This is a genomic window from Peribacillus sp. R9-11 (assembly GCF_031345095.1).
GTDB lineage: Bacteria > Bacillota > Bacilli > Bacillales > DSM-1321 > Peribacillus > Peribacillus butanolivorans.
Genome location: NZ_CP133763.1, coordinates 3,633,429 through 3,659,965 on the forward strand (window position 1 = coordinate 3,633,429; position 26,537 = coordinate 3,659,965).

Annotated in this window: 23 protein-coding genes, 1 other RNA gene, 1 pseudogene and 1 riboswitch; of the genes and pseudogenes, 4 read left to right on the forward strand and 21 right to left on the reverse strand. The window is 37.6% G+C overall.

The window, feature by feature from the left end:
- Nucleotides 1–22: 22 nt before the first annotated feature.
- A complete protein-coding gene (locus RE409_RS17585; RefSeq protein ID WP_201185585.1) occupies nucleotides 23–304 on the reverse strand; it encodes a DUF6123 family protein in 282 nt (93 codons plus the stop codon).
- A gap of 202 nt (nucleotides 305–506) precedes the next feature.
- On the opposite strand from RE409_RS17585, the gene RE409_RS17590 reads away from it, so the two are divergent.
- Nucleotides 507–1,840, forward strand: a protein-coding gene (locus RE409_RS17590; protein WP_201221481.1) for an IS3 family transposase whose coding sequence is annotated in 2 segments (ribosomal slippage) — nucleotides 507–879 and nucleotides 879–1,840 — 1,335 coding nt in all. Because the reading frame shifts where the segments join, the coding sequence is not laid out codon by codon here.
- Between the two features lie 60 nt (nucleotides 1,841–1,900).
- Here the strand turns inward: RE409_RS17590 and RE409_RS17595 are convergent.
- The 10 genes from RE409_RS17595 to RE409_RS17640 all read right to left on the reverse strand — a co-directional run bounded on the left by RE409_RS17595 (nucleotide 1,901) and on the right by RE409_RS17640 (nucleotide 13,148).
- A complete protein-coding gene (locus RE409_RS17595) occupies nucleotides 1,901–2,776 on the reverse strand; it encodes a 5'-3' exonuclease (RefSeq protein ID WP_053346718.1) in 876 nt (291 codons plus the stop codon).
- 86 nt (nucleotides 2,777–2,862) lie between these two features.
- A complete protein-coding gene (locus tag RE409_RS17600) occupies nucleotides 2,863–3,672 on the reverse strand; it encodes a sulfurtransferase (protein ID WP_309557856.1) in 810 nt (269 codons plus the stop codon).
- Nucleotides 3,673–3,684: 12 nt separating this feature from the next.
- Nucleotides 3,685–4,443 (reverse strand): DNA polymerase beta superfamily protein, encoded by a 759-nt coding sequence (locus tag RE409_RS17605; RefSeq protein WP_201223814.1) that lies wholly within the window; start codon nucleotides 4,441–4,443, stop codon nucleotides 3,685–3,687.
- Nucleotides 4,444–4,461: 18 nt separating this feature from the next.
- Complete coding sequence (locus RE409_RS17610; RefSeq protein ID WP_309557857.1) at nucleotides 4,462–8,172, reverse strand: dynamin family protein; 3,711 nt, start codon at nucleotides 8,170–8,172, stop codon at nucleotides 4,462–4,464.
- 206 nt (nucleotides 8,173–8,378) lie between these two features.
- Complete coding sequence (locus tag RE409_RS17615) at nucleotides 8,379–8,537, reverse strand: hypothetical protein (RefSeq protein ID WP_157443918.1); 159 nt, start codon at nucleotides 8,535–8,537, stop codon at nucleotides 8,379–8,381.
- Nucleotides 8,538–8,679: 142 nt separating this feature from the next.
- Nucleotides 8,680–9,210 (reverse strand): isoprenylcysteine carboxyl methyltransferase family protein, encoded by a 531-nt coding sequence (locus RE409_RS17620; protein WP_098176868.1) that lies wholly within the window; start codon nucleotides 9,208–9,210, stop codon nucleotides 8,680–8,682.
- The gene (locus RE409_RS17625; protein WP_201250716.1) at nucleotides 9,210–10,298 is read right to left on the reverse strand and encodes a type III polyketide synthase; all 1,089 of its coding nucleotides are present in this window, start codon (nucleotides 10,296–10,298) and stop codon (nucleotides 9,210–9,212) included. The genes RE409_RS17620 and RE409_RS17625 overlap by 1 nt, the downstream gene beginning before the upstream one ends.
- Nucleotides 10,299–10,475: 177 nt before the next feature.
- Entirely contained in the window at nucleotides 10,476–10,694 is a 219-nt protein-coding gene (locus tag RE409_RS17630; RefSeq protein ID WP_309557858.1) for a hypothetical protein, read from the reverse strand.
- A gap of 548 nt (nucleotides 10,695–11,242) precedes the next feature.
- Entirely contained in the window at nucleotides 11,243–12,556 is a 1,314-nt protein-coding gene (locus RE409_RS17635) for a nucleobase:cation symporter-2 family protein (protein ID WP_201185598.1), read from the reverse strand.
- Complete coding sequence (locus RE409_RS17640; protein ID WP_201185600.1) at nucleotides 12,549–13,148, reverse strand: xanthine phosphoribosyltransferase; 600 nt, start codon at nucleotides 13,146–13,148, stop codon at nucleotides 12,549–12,551. The genes RE409_RS17635 and RE409_RS17640 overlap by 8 nt, the downstream gene beginning before the upstream one ends.
- Nucleotides 13,149–13,310: 162 nt before the next feature.
- Nucleotides 13,311–13,412: riboswitch (purine riboswitch) on the reverse strand.
- A gap of 373 nt (nucleotides 13,413–13,785) precedes the next feature.
- Between RE409_RS17640 and RE409_RS17645 the strand changes: the two genes are divergently transcribed.
- The 3 genes and pseudogenes from RE409_RS17645 to RE409_RS17655 all read left to right on the forward strand — a co-directional run bounded on the left by RE409_RS17645 (nucleotide 13,786) and on the right by RE409_RS17655 (nucleotide 16,081).
- Nucleotides 13,786–13,932: a hypothetical protein gene (locus tag RE409_RS17645; protein ID WP_056524949.1), complete on the forward strand. Its 147-nt coding sequence runs from the start codon at nucleotides 13,786–13,788 to the stop codon at nucleotides 13,930–13,932.
- A 16-nt stretch (nucleotides 13,933–13,948) separates the two neighbouring features.
- A complete protein-coding gene (locus tag RE409_RS17650; RefSeq protein ID WP_056524952.1) occupies nucleotides 13,949–14,428 on the forward strand; it encodes a cytochrome c oxidase subunit II in 480 nt (159 codons plus the stop codon).
- Nucleotides 14,425–16,081 (forward strand): annotated as a pseudogene (locus RE409_RS17655) (b(o/a)3-type cytochrome-c oxidase subunit 1). The gene RE409_RS17650 and the pseudogene RE409_RS17655 overlap by 4 nt, the downstream one beginning before the upstream one ends.
- A gap of 56 nt (nucleotides 16,082–16,137) precedes the next feature.
- Here RE409_RS17655 and RE409_RS17660 read toward each other — a convergent pair.
- The 10 genes from RE409_RS17660 to RE409_RS17705 form a co-directional block, all read right to left on the reverse strand.
- On the reverse strand, nucleotides 16,138–17,652 hold the full coding sequence (locus RE409_RS17660) for a carboxypeptidase M32 (protein ID WP_201250714.1): 1,515 nt from the start codon (nucleotides 17,650–17,652) through the stop codon (nucleotides 16,138–16,140).
- A gap of 129 nt (nucleotides 17,653–17,781) precedes the next feature.
- Entirely contained in the window at nucleotides 17,782–19,698 is a 1,917-nt protein-coding gene (locus tag RE409_RS17665; protein ID WP_397443364.1) for an ATP-dependent DNA helicase, read from the reverse strand.
- Between the two features lie 233 nt (nucleotides 19,699–19,931).
- Nucleotides 19,932–20,132, reverse strand: coding sequence for a cold-shock protein (locus tag RE409_RS17670; protein WP_034307871.1), 201 nt, complete (start codon nucleotides 20,130–20,132; stop codon nucleotides 19,932–19,934).
- Between the two features lie 193 nt (nucleotides 20,133–20,325).
- Nucleotides 20,326–21,474, reverse strand: coding sequence for a THUMP domain-containing class I SAM-dependent RNA methyltransferase (locus RE409_RS17675; protein WP_056524964.1), 1,149 nt, complete (start codon nucleotides 21,472–21,474; stop codon nucleotides 20,326–20,328).
- Between the two features lie 26 nt (nucleotides 21,475–21,500).
- Nucleotides 21,501–21,845, reverse strand: coding sequence for an EAL domain-containing protein (locus RE409_RS17680; protein WP_309557859.1), 345 nt, complete (start codon nucleotides 21,843–21,845; stop codon nucleotides 21,501–21,503).
- Nucleotides 21,846–22,721: 876 nt separating this feature from the next.
- An RNA gene (rnpB, locus tag RE409_RS17685) (RNase P RNA component class B) lies at nucleotides 22,722–23,112 on the reverse strand.
- A 72-nt stretch (nucleotides 23,113–23,184) separates the two neighbouring features.
- On the reverse strand, nucleotides 23,185–23,496 hold the full coding sequence (gene gpsB, locus RE409_RS17690; protein WP_053346734.1) for a cell division regulator GpsB: 312 nt from the start codon (nucleotides 23,494–23,496) through the stop codon (nucleotides 23,185–23,187).
- Nucleotides 23,497–23,700: 204 nt separating this feature from the next.
- Nucleotides 23,701–24,252, reverse strand: coding sequence for an SLOG family protein (locus tag RE409_RS17695; protein WP_201185606.1), 552 nt, complete (start codon nucleotides 24,250–24,252; stop codon nucleotides 23,701–23,703).
- Nucleotides 24,253–24,320: 68 nt separating this feature from the next.
- Entirely contained in the window at nucleotides 24,321–24,794 is a 474-nt protein-coding gene (locus tag RE409_RS17700; RefSeq protein ID WP_242485397.1) for a CotD family spore coat protein, read from the reverse strand.
- Between the two features lie 469 nt (nucleotides 24,795–25,263).
- A complete protein-coding gene (locus RE409_RS17705) occupies nucleotides 25,264–26,532 on the reverse strand; it encodes a ribonuclease H-like domain-containing protein (protein ID WP_309557860.1) in 1,269 nt (422 codons plus the stop codon).
- Nucleotides 26,533–26,537: the final 5 nt, after the last annotated feature.

Here is a 26,537-nt window from a genome sequence, read left to right on the forward strand (position 1 = left end):
CTTCTAATTTACGAAGTCCGATTTATTTTAGCAGTCCCTGCTTTTTTGCAAATGATAACGCAGCACTGCGAGTTTCAATGCCATTTTGTTTTAAGTTTTCTAAAAAGGAAATATAAAAGCTACCATCAAAATTCTTTTGAACTTTCAATGTCAATTCGATTGCTACATTGACTAAAATATCACTTGCGTTTGTATAGCGTTTGCCAAAATAAATAAAACCAATAGCGTCATTCCCAAAAGTGAATCCCTTTCCTTCTAAAAAACTCACATACTCTTCAGTTGATTGCCCCACTTCTGCATCCACTCCATAATACTTGCCTTAATTTCATCTTACCGTAAATATAAGATTTTGCCTATCCATTTTTCGACAAAATACTTCCTATAAAAATAAACGGAGCTCCCAAGGGTGAACTATACCCCGTATAACGGACACACATAAAAAAGTGTCCCTTATCCGGGTTTTTTTATGTTTCAATAGATGTAATGAGTATGGACGGAGGGTTTCTATGAGTAAGAATATATATACTGAATTTCAGATTAAAGAACTTGAAAAGAATCCAAATATCATTAGTGCTTCCGAGCGATCTATTTCCTATAGTCCTGAATTTAAGACAAAAGCTGTTAAGGAATATAAAAAGGGGAAAGCCCCCTCTCAAATTTTCATTGACCAGGGAATTAATCTCGAAATAATTGGAAAGAAACAACCCAAACGTTGTCTACAGCGCTGGCGTAGTACCTTTGAAAGGTTTGGTGAGGAAGGCTTCCTTACGGAACGCCGTGGAAAAGGAAGTACAGGACGCCCCACTTCCAAGCCACAGTCTGTAGAGGATCAACTTAGGAAGGCCGAGGCGAGAATCAAATTCCTTGAAGCAGAAAATGACTTCCTAAAAAAGCTGGAAGAGCTAGAAAGGCAGGCTCTGAAAAAGAAATGATTCTAACTGCTGCTGAGAAGTTCTATCTGATTGAAAGGACGATCAGAATACACCAATTAAAGAAGGCTGTTTCTTATCTATGCAAATTGGCTGGTGTAAGTCGAAGTGGCTACTATGATTGGTTAAAGGCAGCTCCTTACCGTGAGCTTCGTGAAGAACAGGATGAATTGGACATAAAATTGATCAGAAATATCTTCATCAGTAAAAAGGAAAAAGTAGGCGCCCTCCAAATCAAAATGATTATGGAGAATGACTACTCGGCCGTAATGAATCATAAGAAAATCAGACGGTTGATGACAAAATATAATCTCCTAGCGAAAATCAGAAGGGCCAACCCGTATCGGAAGATGGCCAAGGCAACCAAGGAGCACCTTACTTGTCCAAACCTCCTTAATCGTGAATTCAATCAGGAGGTGCCAGGGAAGGTCCTGCTTACTGACATTACCTATCTTTATTATGGGAAAGGCCAAAAAGCGTATTTATCCTGCGTAAAAGATGCCGCCACAAAAGAAATCGTTACGTACCATTTATCTACTTCATTAGAAATGGATATCGCTTACGAGACTTTAAATAAGCTAAAGCAGGCTGTGTGTCACGAGTTCCACCCGAGTGCAATCCTTCATTCTGACCAGGGGTTCCATTACACCCATCCGCTATTTCAACGCAAAGTGAAGGAACTTGGGATAACCCAATCCATGTCCCGCAAGGGAAACTGTTGGGATAATGCGCCAATGGAAAGTTTCTTTGGCCACTTTAAGGATTTGGCAGAATATAAAACATGTACTAATTTAACGGATGTGAAGGAAGAAATTGATCGAGTTATTGAAGAATATAATGAACATCGTTATCAATGGGGGCTAAAGAAAATGGCCCCGGTACAATACCGGGACCACTTATTAGCCGCTTAGGCACTTTTTTATACTGTCCGTAAAATGGGGCACAGTTCAGGGAACCCCGCTTCATTTATTTTACAGCATTCGCAGTAAAGTCCTAAATTCATGGTCTCTAGCCAGATTTTTCACTTTTTCACGGTCATACTGATACACCGCTTCATCTAAGGAGCATGAAACAGGTACGTCACACTTGATTTCGGCAAGTTTTCTCGATAGGTGAAGCATATCGACAGCCGATTCAATCTTAGATCGCTGCCCCTTGGTTAATGAAGCAACATTTTCAAGAATACCCTCTATATTTTGATACTGAATCAACAATTTCAAAGCTGTCTTTTCCCCAATTCCTTTGACGCCGGGGTAGTTATCAGCTGTATCTCCCATTAAAGCTTTTAAATCAATCATTTGTCTTGGTGTAATCCCTTTCCATTCAAAAAAGCTATCGGGATTATGCACTTCATAATTACCATACCCTTTTCTCAATAAAAGTACAGAAATGTTTTCTTCAATTAACTGAAGCATATCTTGATCTCCTGTCAATATGCCTACTCGACTATGTTCAGCAGATGCTTTTGCTATTGTCCCAATACAATCATCAGCTTCGTATCCGGAAAGCCCAATGTTCGGGATATCAAAGGCTTCAACAGCTTTTTTCGCTAAATCGAATTGAGGAATCATTTCAACTGGTGCTTCTGAACGATTAGCCTTGTATCCATCAAATAGTTCATTGCGGAAAGTTTTGCTTCCCATATCCCAACATACTGCTACATGACTAGGAGAAAAATGATTCACCGCTGTCAGCATATGCTTTAAGAAACCCTGTACGGCATTTGTTGGAATACCTTTTGAGTTAATCATAAATTGACCTGTAACGGCTGTTGCATAAAAAGCTCTAAATAAAAGCGCCATCCCGTCGACAAGCATAAAGGAAGGATGCTGTTCGTTTTCTTTCATTAACACATTTATCACCTCTATCATGATGTATATCTATTTTAACATAGCTGTCCACCTTTTTGAGGATCGTTAATTGGAAAAACTAATCATTCAATAGGATTATCAGAATAGGAAATCCAGTCACTAAAACTACCGACATATACCTTCACATCTTTAAAACCAGCTTCTTTTAAGGCTATATAATTGGGAGAAGCCGTCACACCTGATCCACAGTAAACGATAATCTCCTTATCTCTTAATTGAAGTTCTTCCGATTTTTTATAAAATCCATTTTCAAGAACCTTTGTCCATACCTTGTTGACTGCCCCAGGTATATGTCCCGCTTTTTTATCAATCGGCTCTTCAATCCCTTGGTACCGTTTAGACTCCCTTGAATCAATTAAAACAACATCAGTGGGTCTTTTTACTGTATATTCCTTCACTTTTTGATAAGAAGCCAAAACAGATTCATTTAAAACTATATTATAATCGGCTGAAGCATATTTCGACTGATTCGTTTCGAGCGGATAGCCCGCATCCTTCCATGCCCTAAAGCCGCCGTTAAGTACAAACACTTTCTGATGACCAAGATAGCTCAGCAGCCAGACAAACCTAGAAGCAAAGGAACCTTCCCCTCCGTCATAAGCAATAAGTACCGTTTCATTGGTAATACCCTTTGATTCAAGCCTCTCTTTTAATGTATTAAGGTCAGGAAGCGGATGTCTCCCGCCGTGTTTTTCAACCTGGCCGGATAAATCTTTTTCAAGATCAAAATAGACAGCACCCGTAATATGTTCTTTCTCGTATTCAATATAACCCACATCAGGGGCTCCTAACTGAAAACGACAGTCACAGATTCTAATATCTCTAGAATTCAACAGCGACAACAGCTCTTCTTTTTCCATTATATAACCCATCTACACATCTCCCTATTTCAAAATGGACCAAATTAATTGATTAAGCTCCTCTTCCATGTGCTTCCCCATAGGAAGCTTAGTTATTTCATTCTTTATGGAAGGTAATTTCCCCTCCAAAAACTCAAGACTTTTTATACTTTCATGTTTTGAAAATTCTTCTTTTTGTTTTGCTGTAAATATTCGCGTCATTCTGCTTTTCATTTCCTTATCAATTAATACAGAATCGAGTAATTCCCAAACGCATAAAGGTGGAAGAGCTCTAAACAGGATTAAATATTGCAGTACTAAATAGGAACGATAAACCTGTACCCATGTTTTCAGCACTTTTTTTTCGGAACTACTTGTTTTTGTCAATTGCTGAAGATTGCCTGTCATCATCCGGTAGTAATGATGTCCTAGAGCCTTTTTGGAATAGCATTCTTCGATTAACCCCTTCATCACGCGATAATAATCCGGTTGAGCAATCAGTTGGATGGGCGACTGAAATAATTCAAATAGTGCGGGGTTGCTCTTTAACGTTAGCCGTGATGTTTTAAATAGATCCCAGCCTTCCACGTCACAAAAGCCTTCATTCAATTGAATCACTTCGTCGGGTTGACTAAGTGAGAGATAGGACCGCCTATCATTATGAACATATATAAACCGGACATCACTATCTGAATTGGCTGATGATAAACCAAAAGAATGGCTGCCAGTTACAGCAGCCATTAATATTGTGATATTCTTTTTCTTTTCTAGGTTTCTCAAAATTGAAATAAGGTTTTCTTTCATAAACGAACCTCGTTTCTATTACAAATGCATTTTTTCCAATTCAATTACAGCCTTTTCATAATACGGTAAATCAACCTTTTCTTCTAAGGCTGCACGTAAGCCTGCGAAAATATCCGATATTTCCGTTTTATATTCTTTTTGAATGGAAAGTAACTCTTGATCAAGAATTTTCGTATACATTTCGAATATTCTCCCACCTTGCTCTTTTACATATATAAGGGCAGGTTCATCCAAACGCTGCTGAAGTCCCTCGCTCATTTTCACTTTCTCATTTTTTTCAAAGAAAGCCTTTGGATTTTTAAACAACGCCAATTCTTTTTTGAATTCACTCGTGACTAATTGGACAAAAGCACCCGAAAATTCAAGGGAATCCCTCTCATTTGGTTCATATGGCTGTAACGAAAGAGTCTTTCTTACTTTCTGTATCTGCTGAAGCAATCCGACTTGTTTCTCATTCAATAATTTATTAACGAACATTTCAGTCCTTAACGCCGTAGCACGCATTTCCTGTGCAAGGTCAAAGCCTAGTGCTTCTAATAAATTTTTTAATGCTTGTTTAAGGACCAGCTTCAAATCCTGCCCATCGTCTTTAATGACAGCCGGATTAAAAGATTCCTTGAAGAAATCATTAAACCGGAAAAATACGCGTTGTTTACTATAGAAAGTCAATTCATCAATCTCTTTTTTCAAACGTTGTTTTTCGGCGTCCCCTTTAATGACTTCCAGAAGACCAGAAATAGACTGTGCCTCAAGAGCGAGAGTCTCGAGCGCTTTTTGTTTCGCTTTTTCATCCTGCTTGGACGCTGTTATAACATCTCGAAGCAGTTCTTCTGTTCTTTTTACAGCAGCTTGCGCTGATTCAATTGCCAGTCCTGTTAAGTCGTTCTCGATGAAAGAATCAAATTGTAATTGGAATTCCGAAATTCCACTATTAGGAAGGAAAGAGTGTATAAATGAACCTGGAATTTGTTTTTCTATTAATGCTCCCTTACTTGTTAGCGGGAACAGCTTTGGAAAACGGATTCCGAATCCATTTAATTGATCTTTCACATAATCCATAACTTCGTCCAGTTCGTCAGTAGTTTGAGCAAGATCGACCGCATTGACAATAAAGAACATCTTATCCATAGCAAAGGAATCTTTCACTCGCCCAAGTTGGATTAGGAACTCCCGATCTGCCCGAGAGAATGGGTGATTATAATAGGTCACAAAAAGAATGGCATCAGAATTCTTAATATATTCGAAAGCAGCACCAGTATGCCGAGCATTTATTGAATCCGCTCCAGGAGTGTCAACAAGTACCATTCCCTGCTTTGTCATTTCACAGTCATAACGCAATTCAATCAAATCAACGAGACACGATTTGGACTCTTCAGCAGCAAAACGTTTAAACCCTTCAAGGTCCACTGTAATGACATTTCCTAAATCACTTTTGTGAGGAGGCAATCCTTGATAAAAAGCCCTTAGGAAAGATAGATGCGTTTTCCCTTTATCCACTTCCCCTGCGGTTTCAATGATCTGTCCAGCAAGATGGTGAGCCTCATCGAGTGATTTTGCTGTCTTACCAAAAGCAACTAAAGCTAAGGTTACATCTTCTAGCAGCATAGCTTCGGTTTTTAATTTAACTGTTGCCGTACCATGTGGATGCTCAGCGTCAGATGACATGATTTTGTTAATGGCAGCAGTAGTAGGATTTGGCGAAACAGGAAGAACGCTTTCTCCCATTAACGCATTTGCAAATGAAGATTTGCCTGCACTAAATGCACCGAATAGCGCAACCGTGAAAGTCTGCTTTTCTAGTCGGTTTGCCTTATCTGTTAATTCTTTATAAAGTGATTGAAAACCTTTCAAAGGTTGAATTAGTTTGGCTGCCTGCTGTAAATTTGATGCAGTCTCCATTAACTTTTCCTTCCCACGTAAATCTATCGTATTAGATAATGGAACGCCTACAGTTGATTCTGCTGCCTTAGTTTCGATTTCAAGATCCGCCACATGTAGTTCGTTAGCCTGCTTAACCCTATTGTCATCATTCGTGTTCATAATTTTGACTGTAATATTTTTTTCTTCTTCATCCCATTCAGTCAAAAGTGTCTCGACATAACGCTCATCCATTAGCGATACCGTTTGATTAGCAATACCCTCTAATTGTTCTGTTTGGGACTCGATTTCTGCATTCATCGCTGCGGTAACTTTGAGGGCTTCCGCAAATTCAGCAAAACCTTCAAGTTCATTATCGATGGATATCGTCTGTTGCTCCACTATACCCTGCATGACAGCAATCATGCTGTGCAAAAATTCTTCAGCTTCATCACGTGACTTTTTTTTGATAGCAGAGGCCAAATCATTTGTATAGTTTAAAACGTATTCACCTGTAATATTGACTTGGGGCTTTAAAGAATTTTTTATGTAAGCTTCTGTCACCTCGATGTGCAGGGCCTGAGCCTTACTTTCAAGCGTTGAGTCATGGACTTCAGCTTCAGTAAGGGTTTTAACCGCTAACTCTTTAAGATGCCATTCAAGCTGGGTTTTGACCTTCTCTTGTAAATCTGCCAAGAATACGTTTAGACGCTCCTCGCGCTCGGCCTCCGTTTTTTTCTTGGCAAATAATAGCCCCATTTTAAAATCGGGTTGTGCTGATTCCAAGAATGATTTACCTAGGTCCCGTGTAGCCGCCGGCATGATGTAAGCACTTTTCAAAATGGTTTCTAAATCTTTGGCAAATTGCACTTTCACATTCTCTAAACGTTCTGTTAATGATTTTTTTCCCTTTATAAGGCTGTCCACTTTATTCGTTAGGTCGATTCGCTCTTCATATGGAAGTTCTGATAAAACTTCAAATTCACTGGCATGATCCTCTTCATACTGTTCCTTCAGCCAAATAAGGTGTCTTTCGATTAGGGCCTTTGCCGATTGCATTATGGCATCTTTCCCATCATTTTGACCTTTCTCTGCCATTTCATATATAAATTGACGAACGGTTTCGATTTCATTCTCACTATTGTTCAAGTCTCTGACTGATGTATAAAATATTCCATCAGGGTATACATTCCAGTTTGCAAATGCTTCAGAAACAGATAATTTAAAGTCTTGGAAGCTGAGCTCATTTTCATCATGTTTATCAATCATATTGATAATTAAATATGTTGGTTTTTCCGCTTCTAACAATTCTTTAGTAAAAAGAAAGTTCACTTCTGATTGAACATGATTATAATCCATTACATAGAAGACTACATCAGCAAGATGCAAGGCCGATTCAGTAGAAACTCTATGTGCATCATCTGTCGAATCAATCCCTGGCGTATCCATGATTGCACATGACTCTGGCAGTGAAAACTGATTGGAGCTTATTGTTATTGCCGATACTGAATCACCATCTTTAGCAAATTTCTTTACCTCTTTAAAATCATAAGGGGCGGGAAATACGACCGGTGCCTGATGATGATAAAAGACTTTGGCATAGTCCTCCCCTTTTTGAACCTTAACCGTATTGGCACTCGTTGGAATCGGACTTGAAGGCAATACTTGATCATCTAGGAAGAAGTTAATCATGCTTGATTTCCCTGCTGAAAAATGCCCGCAAAAAGCAATGATAAATTCCTCATTTTTCACTTTCATGATTAGCTGTTTCAGTTTATCAGCATTGCTTGTATCTCCTGCTGATTGAAATTTCTCATACATGGCAGTCAAAATCCCCAATTTAGACTGTTGCTTTAATGTTTCTTGAATCATGAATCCATACCCCTTAATCTATCTTCATTTTAATAATCTTATTGTAAACGATTTCGATTGTTATTCATACCGAAAGCTTTTAGTTTTACTATATGAATTCTTACAAAACGTGTTCAGAAAACAAAAAAATCCACCGATTGGTGGCTTCCACTTTGTTTGTTACATCTTCGTAATTACTTTCTAATTGCATAAAAAAACCAGGTAATTTACCTGGTTGTAGGAGATGGGTTATATGTAGCTCGGTTTTCAATTGTTGACTCCGTATAAGCTTTTACTGCCTTTGCCGGTTTTTGAATATTACTTAATACATGTTTCATCACAAAACTATATGTAGCGATTGTCAATAAAATGAATAACCAGACCATTACGAACACCATCCTCTTTTATATTGGGTAGCTTTTAAGTTTCAAAAATATTTATCAGTAAGTGAATGAGAATAATTTTCATCTTCAATTAGAATCTTATCACGAACGATAATCATTTTCAATAAGAAAAATGAAACTTTTATTATTTTTGCTTAAAAACTGTAGAATATTCTGTGTGTGTTTTTAAAGCCTTCTCTTCCAAGGGGATTCTCACCGCCATCATCCAAGCGTTCAACAAACTAAAAATAATAGCTGTATAATAAGCATTGAATAATAAGGAAATGACGATAATCTCCGTTGCAACAATGAGATAGTTAGGATGTTTGAAGTATTTATAAGGGCCTTTAACTACAACTTCGGCATTTGGCACCACAATGATTTTCGTATTCCAATGTTTTCCTAGTGAACTGATTACCCAAACCCTGCCTGACTGAGCAATGAGAAAAAGAGTCAGCCAGATCGGCCAAAGCGTAGCAATTTTCCTTTCATAGACCATTACCTCGATAGTGAGTACAATAAAAAAACTCAGGTGCATCAGAACCATCCACCGATAATGGGACTCACCGAACTCAACAGCCCCCTCCATTTTCAACTGCTTTTCGTTTTGTTTTGCAATATATAATTCAACAAGACGCTGAATAGCAATCAGCGCAATAAAAATGGTGAAAATCATCAATTCCACCTCATTAACACTAGTTCTGAAGAAAACCCTGGCCCCAATGCAGCTGCCAAGCCATATTCACCTATATTCCCGCCACGAATCATGAATCTTTCTAGTACATACAAAATCGTAGCCGAAGACATATTTCCAAACTCCCTCAATATACCCATTGACTCTGCTGTCATGCTTTCATTAAATCCCAGAGCTTCGTGATAGGCATCGATTACTTTTTTTCCGCCTGGATGCGCTATAAAATCTTTCACATCCCCCAGCATCAATCCATTCTCCACTAAAAAAGATTCCACGTTAGGTTTAAGCCAATCTTTGATAATGGTTGGAATATCTTTTGAAAAAACCACGTACAACCCCTGATCTTTAACTTCCCACCCCATTACATCCAACGAATTTGGCATAAGCGTTGATTGTGAATCTAAAAATTTTAAATGCTGATCTTTTTTCGAGAACTTTTCAGCTGACACTTCATCACCACAAATTAAAACGCAGCTAATTCCATCAGAAAATAAGGATGTTCCAATTAAATTGCTCTTGGAAATATCGTTTCTTTGAAAGGTTAAGCTACACAATTCCACACTTAATACTATGACCTTTGCTTTCGGATATGCTTTACAATATTCAAAAGCACGCGATAGCCCACTCGCTCCCCCCGCACATCCTAGCCCCCATATGGGAATTCTTTTTGTATGTGGGTTAAAAGGTAGTTCATTCATTATTCTTGCATCAATGGTAGGAGTAGCCATCCCTGTACTTGATATATAAAAGAAGGCATCAAGCTCACTTGGCTGCAGTTTATCTTTTAAAAATTCAGTGTTAGCTAAACATTTTTCAATTGCTTCTTTACCAAACTCGACTGCTTGTTTAATATATATATCATTCCTTTCCGCAAACGTATGTTCCTCTTTGAACCAATCAAGATCATTTGAAAAATAACGATTTTCGACTTGGCCATTTTTAAATGCCCGCAATAATCGTTCAATATTCTTAAAAGAGGAACCAAAGATTTCCCTGGAAAATTCCATGATCTTTTCCTGTGAAAGTAAATAAGGAAGTTTTATATGAGATGCGGATAATAAATATGGCATGAACCCACCCCTTAATATACATGATATGGTTAATATACCCACAATAACCCATTTAATGCTTTAACGATAAATAGTGATATATATATGTTTTTTATAAATATTTTGTTTTTTTCATTTTATTAAGTAGGTAAAAAAACCTATATCTTTGATAAGATATTCAAAAGCCTTCTCTTTTTTCTAATCAGTCTTCGAACAGGAAACCATCAGCGTGCTAATTGGCATGACAGTTGATTTCCGAGGAAGATTTTTCATTGAGGAACTAGTGGGTGCATGAGGAAAATAGTCGAGCCATGTTTGGTATCCCTCTAGAAGGAGAAATGCTTGACTCATTTGCGCAGAACTTGGCAATATGCTAGCTGTTATTATAGCAACATCCTTAACAGTGGATGAGACCATTATGGATATTACCCCTCCAACTGTTTTTGTCGGTCAAATATACGGCTTTAATCAAGTAATCATTTTCCTGATTATACTGAATGGGCCCATAAGATTCATATTATCTTGATGATTGAATTGTAGTTTTTAAATCATAAAACCCCCCTTACCTTCACAAGCGGTAAGGGGGGCCTTCATTCTTCCTTCTTTATTGAGGATTGGTTTTGTACTTGTATAATGATATTTTGAAATTCCTCTTTTCCGCACACACGGCATCTAAATTCCTGATTTAATATAGTTCGACAATGAATACAATATTTTTTTTCCATCTCTATCACTTACTTTCTTGTATAGATACTATCAATATATTCAAAAAGTGAAGAGAGTTTCCTTTTATCTGTTAAATCTTTTTTTCATTATAATTAGAATTCTCTGGAGGGCTTTCTTTCAATCCGGTAATGATTTAATAACCAATCAGAATAAAAAAATACTGCCTCAAACGCAAAAATATCTGTGCGTTTGAGGCAGTTTACTCTAAGGTATAAACCTATCAGCTTTTTCGAAACTATTTAGGCTACTTTCCGTCCTTCGATACGTGCTTCTTTCACTTTCCCGTTTGCAGGGACGATATTGAAAACAATATTCAAGAAAATAGCGGTCAAACTTCCTGCCACAATTCCGTTATCCGTTAAAATTTGGATACTTTCTGGAATTTGAGCAAATAGCTCAGGAACAACCGTTACCCCAAGTCCCATACCTACTGAACAGGCGATAATCAATAAATTTTCTTGGGAAGCAAAGTCTACTTTGCTTAACATTTTAATTCCTGCTGCAATAACCATTCCGAACATGGCTACCATCGCTCCGCCTAAAACGGATGAAGGAATAATGGTCGTGAACGCACCTATTTTAGGAACAAATCCGATCAAAATAAGCATACCTGCTGCTGTATAAATAACATTTCTTGTCTTAATACCGGACAATTGTATCAGACCGACATTCTGTGAAAATGCCGTATAAGGAAATGCATTAAACAACCCACCCAACATGATCGCAATCCCCTCAGAACGATATCCACGTGCTAGATCATCTTCTGAAATCTCTTTATCTGTAATTTCCCCTAATGCATAATAAACACCTGTTGATTCCACTAAGCTAACTATTGCCACCAATGTCATTGTAATAATAGCTGTAATGTTAAATGTCGGAGTTCCAAAGTAGAAAAAATGAGGTAAATGCAACCAAGATGCACTTGCTACTGAGCTAAAATCCACTTTCCCCAGGAAGAAAGCTACAAATGTTCCGACTAGTAAACCTAATAAAATAGAAATAGAACGCACAAATCCCGTTGAGAATTTATACATAAAAATGATAAATAGCAATGTTCCAAAACCAAGACCCACATTATTCAAGGCACCGAAATCAGCTGCACCTTGGCCGCCCCCCAGATTGTTAATCGCAACTGGAATAAGCGTGATTCCGATAATCATAACTACTGATCCTGTAACAACAGGAGGGAAAAATCTTGCCAACTTACCAAAAAACTTACTTATTATAACCACAATCAATCCTGAGACCAAAATGGCTCCATAAATGGTAGTGACTCCATATTGGGTACCAACCGCAATCATTGGGCTAACTGCTGTGAATGTGCAGCCAAGAACGACTGGCAGCCCAATTCCAAAGAATTTATTTTTCCACACTTGTAATAAGGTTGCTATACCACACATTAAAATATCAATCGATACTAAATAAGTTAACTGCGCTGCCGTTAAACCCAACGCCCCACCGACTATCAGGGGAACAACAATCGCACCTGCATACATCGCAAGTACATGTTGTAATCCTAAAGAAGCAACTTTTATTGGTGATTGGTTAGACATTTACTGTTGCCCCTTCCTGTTCCTCAGCGAATGTTATCTCGCCGAATTTCAACTTTGCGATTCGAGCTAGAGATTCCACTTGGAAGCCTTGTTCTCTGAGATCCTTTCCACCACTTTGGAAAGCTTTCTCAATTACAATCCCGATTCCGGCCACTTCTGCTCCAACTTGGTCACAAATATCCGCCAAACCTCGGGCTGCTTGACCAACTGCAAGAAAGTCATCGATGATCAATACCTTATCACCTGCTTCAATATATTTATTGGACACCGTGATTGTATTCGTTTCTTGCTTAGTAAAGGAATGAACAGATGCTGTCACTAAACCTTCAGTCAAAGTCAGTGATTTACGTTTACGTGCAAAAATTAGCGGAACTTCTAATTCTAAGGCCGCCATCAGTCCAGGTCCAATCCCTGAAGATTCAATCGTTAGTACTTTTGTTATTTCCTTATGTTCAAAACGTTTCACAAATTCCTTACCGATTTCTTTCATCAGGATAGGATCCATTTGGTGGTTTAAGAATGAATCTACTTTTAAAATATCTTCTGATAAAGCTTGACCCTCGGACAAGATTTTTTCCTTTAAAAGTTGCATGAAGGTTCCTCCCAATCTTGGATGTTTATTTAACCCATAGTCATGCAGATGTTTCCCGACAAATAAAAAGCCCAAGAAACATTGCAGCACTTTTTTTAGAGTGAGGCAATATTTCTTGGGCATAAATGAAAAAGGACTCAACAAAACCCTTTTATTGTGCGACAAGATCTATTACTCACCCATAGTCGAATTATTTACGGTAATTCGGTAGAAACTTGCAGGCCATATCCCTGCTATTATACGAGTGAAACTTTATATTTTTGTAATATATGAATTATAACAACGCTTTCTCTATTTGAAAAGGTATTTTTAACAAAAACCGAACTTTCACTTTAAATAACAAATGATCATTCGTATTTTTAGAAAATTTAGAAATTGACTGATCGTTTCATAGGATTTTTTCCTACCATCTTTGTGTGAAAAAATCCAGACTATATAATCTTCACAATTTTTTCACAACTTGATACACATCAAAAGCAAATTTTTATACTTACTTCAACTTTACACTATATCGAACTTATAAAAGTAACGATTGAACAATTTGTGAAAAGAGAAAAAGTGGATTCTAACTTACCACTACTTTTGTATGATGAACATGTACTCATGTATTTTTGGGAATTAGAAAGGAGTGAAAACGATGGCCGCACCTAAACTTAAGAACAAATCACAAATAAAAGAGACTTCTAATTTAAAAGGTACACTTGCTTCTGTTTTAATACTAGGAATTATTCTAATTATTGTATGGGTCAGCATCTATTTTATTTTTGTAAATCGTTTAGGTTAATTGAGGAGGAGAAATAATGCACATGCACAAGTTTGAAAAGGTTTGGTTGATTTTCGGTACAGTAGCCCTGCTAGTTTTCTTGACAGTGCTTGGGGTTAGTGCTTTCTATCTAGGGAATCAACCTCCCAGCTGTTTAGTTACAATTGATCCTGAAAAAGTGGAGGTCACTGCTCCATTTAATGCCCCTGGCTTACATGAGGTCACAGGAAAAGATTGGGACTATGAATTAGTGTTTGTAGCTTCTGCCTTTTCGTATAGTCCTGCAAAAGTGGAAATCCCTAAAGGTTCAACTGTCAAGGTTATCGCAACATCAAAAGATGTTATCCATGGCTTTGAGATAGCTGGGACTAACGTTAATATGATGCTTGAACCTGGATTCGTCAGTGAATATACCACTAGATTTAATAATGAAGGAGAAAATTTGATTATTTGCAATGAATATTGCGGGGTTGGTCACCACATGATGAGCTCCCGTATCGAGGTGGTTTCAAAATGAAAAAAACGGCTGAAAATGAAAAAGTTCACCCACTGGATGCAAAACTATCCATGGCTCATTTCTATGTAGCCATTATTGCTTTAGCACTTGGAGGATTTGCAGGATTACTTCAAACTTTGGTTCGCTCAGGCAGAATGGAATTACCTGCCGGTATAACGTATTATCAATTACTTACGGTTCACGGAGTTTTACTTGCTCTGGTGCTAACAACTTTCTTTATCATAGGATTTCAGCTATCAGCAGTTAGTAAAACAATCGGTCCATTGTCCACCCCTTCCAGAATTGCAGGCTGGATTGGTTTTTGGATAATGACACTCGGCACTGTTATGGCCGCTGTTATGGTTTTATTAAATGAAGCATCTGTCCTTTATACTTTTTATGCACCTCTTCAAGCGCATCCTATTTTCTATGGTGGCTTAACACTTGTGATCGTTGGCAGCTGGATTAGTGGTGGAGCCCTTATAGCGGCATACCGCAAGTGGAAGAAAAACAATCGCGGCCAAGCAAGCCCCTTATTAAGTTTTATGGCTGTTGTAAATACTCTACTTTGGATTGTTGCTACTATCGGAGTGGCAGCTACCGTGTTATTTCAAATTCTCCCATGGTCATTAGGCTGGGTGGATTCTATTAACGTTTTAGCAAGCCGAACTTTATTTTGGTATTTCGGGCATCCGCTCGTATATTTTTGGTTGCTACCAGCTTATATGTGCTGGTATGTAGTGATTCCTAAAGTCATTGGCGGGAAAATTTTTTCAGATTCATTGGCTCGAATGTCTTTTATTCTTTTCCTGCTTTTCTCTATCCCTGTTGGACTTCATCACCAATTGCTAGAACCCGGTATCGATCCTGCCTGGAAGTTTTTACAAGTGATTTTAACCTTCTTGGTCGTTGTTCCATCTTTAATGACGGGCCTTTTCTTTATTCGGATCTTTTGAACAATACGGACGTTCTCAGGGTGCCCAAGGGATATTCGGTTGGTTTAAGATGCTACCTTGGGGAGATGCGCGTTTTACCGTTCCTTTTATCGGAATGGCGGCTTTCATACCAGCAGGTGCCGGAGGCTTAGTCAATGCCTCAAACCAATTAAACCAGGTTGTCCATAATACTATTTGGGTTACAGGACATTTTCATTTAACGTTGGCGACTTCCGTAATCCTAACTTTCTTTGGGATTTCATATTGGCTCGTTCCCCATTTAACTGGACGCACCTTAACAAAAAAATTAAATAAATTAGCGATTATTCAAGGGGTCTTTTGGGCAATTGGGATGTCCTTTATGTCTGGGGCCATGCATATCGCTGGATTGCTGGGAGCACCTCGCCGCTCTTCGTACTCCACTTATGGAGATTCCACACAGGCACTTGATTGGATTCCTTATCAAATCGCCCAAGCTGTAGGTGGAACCATACTCTTTATCGGGATTATTTTATATATCATTATTTTTATACAGTTATCCTTCATTGCTCCAAAAGGCAACGAAGAGTTCCCTGTTGGTGAAGTTACTGATAAAGCCGAAAAAACGCCTCTCGTTTTTGAAAATTGGAAATTATGGCTTGGAATAACTGCAGCACTCATTCTCTTTGCGTATACAATTCCGTTTATTGATATTCTCCAAAATGCACCACCGGGATCAAAAGGATTTAAATTATGGTGATCCTACACCATAAAAAAACCTTGGCAGATTTGCCAAGGTTTTTTTATTTGAAGATTTTATTTAATTTTATAAACTTCCTTATACTTACTTTCAAGATAATCTATTAAATACTGCACGTTTAAGCCTTCACCTGTTGTTTCTTTCAAAATCTCAAGCGGCTTTTTTGTTTTTCCGTATTTATGTATCTTTTCATTAAGCCATGTTCTAATTGGAGCAATATCACCGGATGCCAACAAATCATCAAAATCAGGCAAATCTTTAAGCATAGCCTGCTTGATTTGGGCCGCATACATATACCCTAATGCATAGGATGGGAAGTAACCAAAGCTGCCGTCTGACCAGTGTACATCTTGTAGAACGCCCATGGCATCATCTTCAGGTACAATCCCTAAGTATTCCTTGTATTTTTTATTCCAAACCTCCGGTAAATCCTTCACTTCAAGCTCTCCATTAAAAAGTGCTTTCTCCAGTTCATAACGAATCATAATATGTAAAGGATATGTCAGTTCATCAGCTTCAATACGGATGAAGGACGGTTTTGATTCGTTAATGCCACGGTAAAAGTCATCAAGTTTCACATCAGCAAATTGTTCTGGTGCATACTCTTTTAAAAGAGGGTATTTATTTTTCCAGAAACTATAGTTTCGTCCAATAAAATTTTCAAAAAACAATGATTGTGATTCGTGGATTCCCATTGACGTCCCATCATCTAGCAGTGTCCCCGTTAACTCTTCAGCGATATTCTGCTCATAAATAGCATGTCCACATTCATGAATCGTACCAAAAATCGCCCCTCTAAAATCATATTCATCATAGCGGGTCGTCACCCTTACATCACCTCTGTTGATTCCAGTCGCAAAAGGGTGGACTGTTTCATCCAACCTTCCAGCCTTGAAATCGTATCCAAGCTGTTTTAAAACTCGAAGATTGAGTTGATGCTGTTGTTCTTTCGGGAATTCTTTATAAAGGAAAGCAGTTTCAGGTTGATGCTTACTCTCCGCTATTTGTTTTACTAGAGGAACTATACTTGCTCGCAGTTGACTAAATACCTTATCAAGAATGTCAACGGTCATACCTGGTTCATACATATCTAATAGGGTATTATATTTCTGACCCTCATAACCCCAATATTCAACGAATTTACGAGTATAGGCAACAATTTGTTCCAGATAAGGTTGAAATAACGAAAAATCCGCCTTTTCCCTTGCCTCTTCCCAAGCGCTTTCAGATCGGGATTGTAAAATAACGAATTCTTTAAATTCGTCTGCTGGGATTTTCTTATTCCTTTCAAACTCTTTTTTACATTCTTGTACCATTTTATTCGTCGTTTCACTAAGAGAAGCTTCCTCTGTTGTAAGGTCGTCGATGAAGCACTCCATCTCTTTACTTGTGATCATATTGAAAACTTCAGAGGAAAGTACCCCAATAACTTCAGAACGCTGCTCTACTCCCTTTTTGGGTGCACCTGTACGTAAATCCCAATTAATTAATGCGAGGGCTTCATTATAGGCTGAAATTTTCTTCACATATTCTTGAAATTCTTTTTCTATCACATTAGTACCCTTTTTCATATTCACTGCCCCTTCCATCTACACTTTACCATATTATACAAAAAGTTTTCATATCAGAACTACCAGCAGCTTAAAAATAAAATAAGAGCCAAGGGCTGGCTTTGCCCCTTGACTCTCAAAATAGTTTAATTAAAGCGATACAGGAAGAACAGAAATAATTTTCTCTTTCACCTGTTCCGAAAGATCCTTCTCAATCAAAATCTGTACGGTCCCCGAGTCATTGCTGGTACGGATCAAACGTCCAATTCCCTGACGCAAGCGAAGAAGCATATATGGAAGATCCACTTCTTCAAATGCATTAGTAACCGAGTTTCGTTTTGCCTCGAATACTGGATCATGTGGCGGGAATGGAAGTGAGTGAATCACTACATTTTGTAATGAAGCCCCCGGAACATCGAGCCCTTCCCATAAATGATATGAGAACAGAACAGATTGCTCTTCTTCTTGAAACCTTTTAACAAGATCGCTAATCTCCGCTTCACCTTCAAAATAAAAGGGATATGCTGTTTTCTGGCTGTTTTCCTTGAACCATTGCAATTCTTCTTTTGATTGGAATAATACTAGCGTTCTACCTTCATTTTCCTCAATCGTCTTCATTGTATAATTAAGTTTAGCCAATTTGTCTCCATTTTCAAAGACCGGCATATTCATTTTCATGACTTCATCATAATCAAAAGGCGATTCAACAGAGAAGCTATCATACTTATCTATCCCTAAGCTATCTGCAATGTATTGGAACGATTTATTATCAGATAATGTTGCCGAAGAAAAAATGTAAGGGATTTTTTTAGAAAAAACTTGTTCAGACAAAATATCTTGTACAAGCCTTGGCATAATGACCAATGTTTTTGTCATTTCATTTTCTTCAAACCATGATACCGCCTGTTCATCCTTCACAAATAGAGAAAGTGAGTATCCTAGCTGTTCTAAGTATTCTTCTGTCACTTTTAAATCATAGTCATTAATGGTGTACATTTCCGCTTCAAAAACAAGGTTTTCTTCTAACTCTTCAACCTTTTTATGAAGCTTTTGTGCAAAGTTTGTAATTTCTTTGGACATCGGAATTTCATACCGATTAGAACCACTAACATGAATGGCCTTTTCATCAAGCAAATCGAAGAACTCTTCATTAATGTCAATTAAGTCTTCAATGATGTAAAGCGTTTCTTCACGCACCTGGTTGGCTGTTAGCAATTCTAAAACCGAAGCAAGAGTTTGTTCACCAACTTTATACGTTAGTGCCTTTTGAGCAGAAAACTCCAATAAATGGCCTTCATCAAAGACTACACAGCTATGTTCTGGCAATAACGGTAACTGTCCTTCACGCTTACGTTTTTCTTTTGTCCAAACATGCTCCATAAAGAAGTCATGTGAACAAATGATCAAATCACTTGATTTTCGGTAGTGGTCTCGTGAAAGGGTTTGTCCACAACGATGGCGTTTATCACACGTAAAACAGTTTTGAAGCTGATCCCAGCCTACTTTTGACCAGTCTTCATCATTCAAATATGGATATTGTTTACGGTCCCCGTAAGCAGTATAAGCATTCATGGATGAGTTATCATGGACAAACTTGGGAAGTTCATCATATAGCTGATCTATTCCCTCTGAATCTTCATGATTCACTGCATACTCCAATTTCTTAAGGCATACATATTGATCATGATATTTGGCAAGACGTACATCCACTTCAATACCTAATGCGTTCTTAATTTTTTGAATGTCGCCTTCTTCTTTGACAAGCTGTTCAATCAATGTTTCGTCTGCACACGAAATAATTGCCGGTTTATTAGTATATCGGGCATAACAAATGGCATATAGTAAATAGACCAATGTCTTACCAGTCCCTACACCAGCCTCCGCAAAACTTACATTCTTTTCTTTAAAGGCTTTTTCTAATTGAAAAGCCATGAAGATTTGTTCGTCACGCAGCTCAAATCCTTTTTCGGGAAGAATATCGTAAAAAACATCACCGATCCATTCTGAAAGCTTATCGTAAAAAGAATCTTCCTTTGTAACCGAAAAAGGCAGTGTTTTAAGCATCATGGTCTCCCCTTTTATCTATCATCAGTATATAAAATTTCGTAAAATAACTTATCTAGGCAAAAGTATATTATCCTTTATTCTACATTGATAGTCAAGTTATTTACCTTTCTACAAGAAATGAATTTTCCCGTATAAACTGCATCTTCTATGTATGTAAGCAAAGCGGCTCCCTACTCGTAAAATAAAAGACAGGCTCTTCATGAGAGCCTGTCTGTAAGTACTATTTAGTTGAATTAAGCTTTGTTTACGTTTGATGCTTGTGGTCCACGTTGACCTTGTTCTACATCAAATGTAACATCTTGGCCTTCTTCAAGTGTTTTGAAACCTTCGCCTTGGATAGCTGAGAAATGTACGAATACATCGTCTCCACCTTCACGTTCGATGAATCCAAAACCTTTTTCTGCGTTAAACCATTTTACTTTACCTTGTTCCATTTTTGTTGCCTCCTAGTGTGTTCGCCACACATTATATTACTATCCTTGCTCATTGAATATTAAGGTATTCCTTAAATCTGAACAAAAATAATTCATTATTAGAATAACAGAAAAGGAAATGATAAGCAAGACTGGAACCTATTATGAATAAAATGTCCTGACTATTCTAAATTTTCCATTATATTATACCTATTTATTCATTTCTCGGTTGTTTTGGCGGCCGTTTTCCCCAATACTGATAAAGGTCCGCTCGGATGAATCCATTGAACAACTTCCTTTTTTTAGTTGCAGGCTTACCATAAAACTGTTCAAAGTCAGGGTTCGAGGTAATCATGTACACTGACCAAGTATCAAGCTTCTTGAAGGCCTGCCCCATTTCTTTATACATCTGTTCAACAGCTTTTTTCTCCCCTAGACGTTCACCATAGGGTGGGTTCCCCACAATAACACCATATTCTTTCCTGGTCGAGATATCTCTCACTTGCATTTGTTTGAATTCAACAAGATCACCAAGTCCTGCTTCAAAACTATTGGCTTTTGAAATTTCAACCATGCGATGATCAATATCACAACCTGTTATGTCTAAATACTGATCATAATTCGCTAAATCTTCAGCTTCAATTCTCGCTTCATCCCAAACCTTACTGTCCATCCAAGCCCAGCTTTCAGAAACAAATTCCCGGTTAAAACCAGGAGCGATGTTCTGCCCAATCAATGCAGCTTCAATAGGAATAGTTCCAGATCCACAAAATGGGTCAATGAAAGGTTTATCCGGTTTCCAATTAGTCAGCATGATCAATGCAGCCGCCAAAGTTTCTTTAAGGGGCGCTTCCCCTTGCCCTGTGCGATATCCGCGCTTATGAAGTCCTGCACCTGATGTGTCCATAGTAAGTGTCACTACATCTTTTAAGATAGAAACTTCAATTTTAAACAAAGGACCTGTTTCTTCAAACCAAGATACTTGTTTATATTTACTTTTCAATCTATCAACAATCGCCTTTTTAACGATAGCCTGACAATCAGGGACACTGTAAAGCTGCGATTTAACTGATTTACCACTTACAGGGAACTCAACGTCTGCAGATAAGTAATCTTCCCAGTTCAAGGCTTTTGTTTTTTCAAACAGCTCATCAAAAGAATAAGCTTTAAATTCAGCGACTTTAATTTTCACACGGTCTGCACTGCGCAGCCACAAATTAGAGCGAGCAATGGCTGATTGGTCCCCTTTGTACATAATTTTCCCGTTTTCCACTTGACAATCGTAGCCAAGATCCCGAACTTCCTTGGCAACAATTGATTCCAATCCCATTGCTGATGTTGCAATAATATCGAATTGTTTCATTTCTTCATGCACCTACTTTCCATTAATCAAAATCGGTTCCCGCATTTCCAAATTTTTTTTAATTCAGAAACAGGTAGCGGTTTTGACAAGTAAAACTCTTGAATGATATCACACTTTTGCTTTTTCAAAAAGTCTACATGCTTTTTATGTTCAACGACTTCAGCAATGATTTCCAGATTAAGTGTCTTCGACATCGTGATGGTAGCTTTTACAATGAGCAAGTCACCTTTATAATTGACCAACTTTTCATTAAAACTTTGATAAATTTTCATTGTATCAATCGGAAACCATTTAATATAACTTAAGGAAGAATAACCAGTACCAAGATCATTGATAGACAAAATGACCCCCTGTTTTTTAAGAATAACCAATTATTCAACAGAACCCTCTGCATTTGCCATAATTCTGCTATCCAACAGTTTCAATCCTTGCGCAATAGGGGAAATGTTCTTATTTTCAATAAGGACAATACCTTTTTCTAACATTATTCCTGTTAAAATACAAACTAGAAATGTTAATGCTAACCTTGCAATTAGGATACCCAGAAATATGGAATTACTTAACATACTCACATGTTCATTTTATAACCAACTGGCTGATTTAGGTTAACAAGGTCTGTCTCTTTTGGAAAAGAAATGAACTCTCCAAGGTGATATGTATTCCGGTCCAATCACATCTCCTGTTTCCAAGTGAACTTGCGGAAGATAATGTACCTGCAACTCATTTCTTTCAATTGCAGTCAAAATCCAAGTTTAACACAGAAAGGTATTGATTATACCCTTATGAAAGTTATTATTATTATACTCATGATTTAGAGTTAACATTGCCGTACCCAACAATACGTCTTACTGACCCACTTTTGAAACTGATCTTTTTTCTCGATTGGTAATGTCCAAAAATAGAGCAACGTAATACATCCCGATTCGACTCTTCGGAAATGGGGGAATCTTAACTATAAGGTAAAGAACTCCCCCTTTATGGATAATCACTGGTGAATCACTATACATATCATATTGCTGTATAAAAGTATTAGTAAATTAAAAAAACTCTAGAATACTGACCTGTTCATTTATGTCACTCACATAATCTTCGAATACTTTTACAAAGTCATTTTCACTTCTATGATAAGGTATTTTGCACCTCTAGTGTTAAGATATTGAGGGAAATTTTAAAATGGACAATTTTTTCACAAACAAAAACTCTCCTTTTAAAAAGGAGAGTTGTGCTTTAAGTGTTATATGGTAACGTTCTGTAAGCCATGTTTTGTTCCTCAGTACTGCAAGCGACTCACGTCTCGTACTTCGGCGGTAATCATCTATCTACAGAAGCATAGCTTCTGTCCTTCTCCTCGTTCAATTCCAAGGAAGAAAGCGCCCCTACCATTAATTTGGGTTTCTCGCTCGTGGGGTTTACCTCGTTCCACCCTTTACATTTCTGTAAAGGCTCCGTCACTGTGGCACTTTTATAGGTATTCATGCCATATCCAAAAGGACTTAGGCATTTTCCCAGCCGTCAGCAATCCAAGACTGCTGCCCAAGCTTATTTTTTCGCCAGGCACGAACACTACGGACATCTCAGTCCGTGCGAGCATGGACTTTCCTCTACTGCAAAAAAATGCAGCAGCAATTACCCAAACGTTAACATAACATTATTGATTATAATACATTATTCAAGAAAACACAATACAAATTATTTTACCTTTTAAAAACATTAATCAAAAAGCTTGTTTCCAAATACGTGCTTTTCCAAGTTGGATAACCGTTTAAGGATATCAAAGTTAGTGGTCCCAGGAGTGGCACCAGGTGCAGGTTGGCTCGGACGTTTTGTACTCTCTTCGGCCTGTTTTTTTAATTTAAGATTTTCTTGTTTAAGATCATCAATTTCCTGATGAAACACTTCATAATCTTTAATGATTAGATCCAGAAATTGATCCACATCCTCAGGTTTATAACCCTTTATGGCTGTTTTAAAATCTTTTTCAAGAATATCTTTAGCCGTTAATTTTATCTTATCGGATAGCATAAGACTTCACCTCAATACTTTCGCCAATACAATCGACTTTTTATTATTTTTTCAAATCTACTTGGGTTTGTCAACGAAACACTTTTTTTATACGTCATACTTTTTTAGTGCCCGATATGTACTCCCATAAATCTGTATCTAATTTTCATCATAATATGAATATGCTTTTGAAACAACTTTTAGTCCATAATTATTTTTACTGTGCTAATCTTCGGCCCAACTGTCTTCTTCTGCAGCCAGTTGCAGATCATCAAAGCTTATCTGTAAAATAGGGTATAGTTGAGTTTCCGCTTTTTTCATTGCTTCGTAATAAGGATATTGGGCGGATCCTTCTTTTTCGGGATCAAAAATGATTAGCATGGCATCACTTTTATGGACCATATAACGATTTTTAGTTTTCAGCTGTTGTGGTCCTTCATACGGTTTTTTGAAGATGGATTCTATAAAATCAGCACGTGCTAAAATGGAACGGTAATAGTCTTGATTCGTCTCGTTCCATGACTCTTCCTGTTTCAGGAAGGGAGTAAGTACCCCTAATTTAAGCTGGGTATATTCTTCCTGTATCTCGAATACTACTTCTGCACTCCATAGTTCTGTGCCTAACTGGCCTGAAATAATTACCCATTCTAACCCCTCTTCCACCAATGGTAAAAGACGTTGCTTAATTGCTTTTTTTATATATTTTACTGCTTCATGATCATTTTTAAATATTCCCATTTCAAAAGCTTTGTAGCCAGTTATGTACAAAACCTTCATTACTTGGCCAATCTCCCTTTTCACATGATTATGTAAGAAGATAAGGGCTTAAAATAAGCCCTTAAATTTTAATATCCGAAATGCCCAGGTGGGCAGCAATGATGGTGGTGATGCGGCCTTCCACAAATAAAGTTTTGAGTGTAACACTCATTCACTACAGATTGAGTATGCGGAAAGTAATGTTTATACGTGTTTACATGTTTATTAACGGTTGTAGTATGTGATGGGTGAACGACAGGTATCACTGTGTTCGAAACGTTTGTATTAACATATTGCTGCGTTGGAGATACTTGTGCTGGGGCTACTTGAGATGGAAGTGCTTGTGTTGGACCATATTGCGCTGGAGATACCGCAGTCGGATAACCGCCAGCCATCGGATAACCGCCAGCCATCGGACTAGTATAAGCTCCCATTACATGGGAAGGTTTTTTTCCAGTTGAAGCACCCATTACATTTGATGCTCCCATTACATTCGATGCACCCATTACATTGGATGTTCCCATAACATTGGATTTATGTCCTCCACAATTACGAAAATTCATTTATATTACGTCCCCTTTCGTCATAATAATTTTGGTCTTACCATTATAGACTATGAAAAAAAGGGGCTACGTGTACTGATGAAAAGACCTATTTATACGTAATAAGTATAAAACTCTATGCGACAACCTAAAAGTACACATCGTTATATGTGATAGCCCTACAAAAGTGCTTGCAGAGTGAATTTCTTATAAAAAGGAGTAGAAACTGTCTTTTAATGATGTAAATAAAACAATCGTTAAACAAAGGACAACAAAAAATAGAAATAAAGTCGTTTTATACATTTCTCCGCTCCGCTTTCACCTTGAATTTAAATGATGTAAGGCATGAAATGAATGTTTCAGAATTTCACCCTCAACCATTACCATTTTACACATAATGACTGAATGCTACAATATTTGTAACCATTTTTTTAAATTTCATAATCACGTATTTATTGACTATGTAGATTCCTATTTAAGACTATCTATATTATACAAGTCTACCCTTAGAACCTTTTTTCCTTTCGAGTCTTTGAATCCTTTTTTTCAGATCCAAGATTTTTTTTGGTAGATGGTTGCCATTCTCTGTCCTCATCATCTCTTGATGCGCATTTCTAGCACAATTTATTGCTGAAGCGATGTCCTTAAATTGATGTTCAAATAATTTTGCACATTCAATCTGAGCCTGTATCCTTAAGTGAACATCCCCTTTTAAAGCAACTTCCTTCCAAATCTCCAACGCTTCATTGAATTGCTTTTGCTTCTTTTTCTGAAAGGCTAAAGCATTACCAGCTATAATCCGATCTTCCTCACTTCCTACTTCCAATATTCTTTGATAGGTCTCAACCGATTCCTCTTTTTTTCCTAGATAATCGAGCCAGCGTGCAATTTCCATCGACTCTTCCGTATATCCATCTATTTGGAGAATTTTCCGGGACAAGTGAATATACAGAGTGATTAGTGATAAAATATCCACTTCATTATGCTTCATGATTCCAAACAAAATTTCCGGGTTCTTTCTTTCAACGAAATCAAAGTAAATCATCGGCGCCAAATATCCAGGAATATCATCCTCTCTATGTACACCTAAAATTTCTGTTTCGACAACGGATAATTTTACACGTTCTAATTTGTTTTTCCAAAGGCGTCTTGAAGCATGATACAAATCAAAATGTCCGAATTCAGGCAGTTTTGGAACATGTTCCTTTATCAAGGTATGTCTGGTTTTTAACTGCGGCCAATCAAATGACTTACCATTATATGTGACAAGGGTTTCATAATTGATGTTTTCCAGAAAGCTTTGGTAAAGCGGTATTTCACTACCAGGCTGTGGCAAGATATGCTGTTTAACGACCACTTCTTCATCTTCTAAATAGGCATAACCTAGTAAAAAAATTGTATTTCCGGCACCACCGCCAAGCCCTGTTGTTTCGGTATCGAAGAAAAAGAGTTCTTCGCTTTTTACACCTTTAGCGGAAAGGGGATGCACTAATGAAGTTTGATTCCATTCTTTCACAATCTTTTTCAACTCAGAAAATGAATACAACCCATGCTTATGATTAAGGGGATAGCGGACTTCACGGATGAAACAATAGTCATCATCGAAATGAAAGGAAACGGTATCGTTCTCCAGCCACTTATCATGAAAAGGAATATCTGTATTTACTGACGTGCTATCTTCCTCTATAGGAGAAGGATTGTTCATTGGTTCTAAGTTCATATGTGTTTTCATACGATTCAATTTATTTTTTAATGACAAAATAC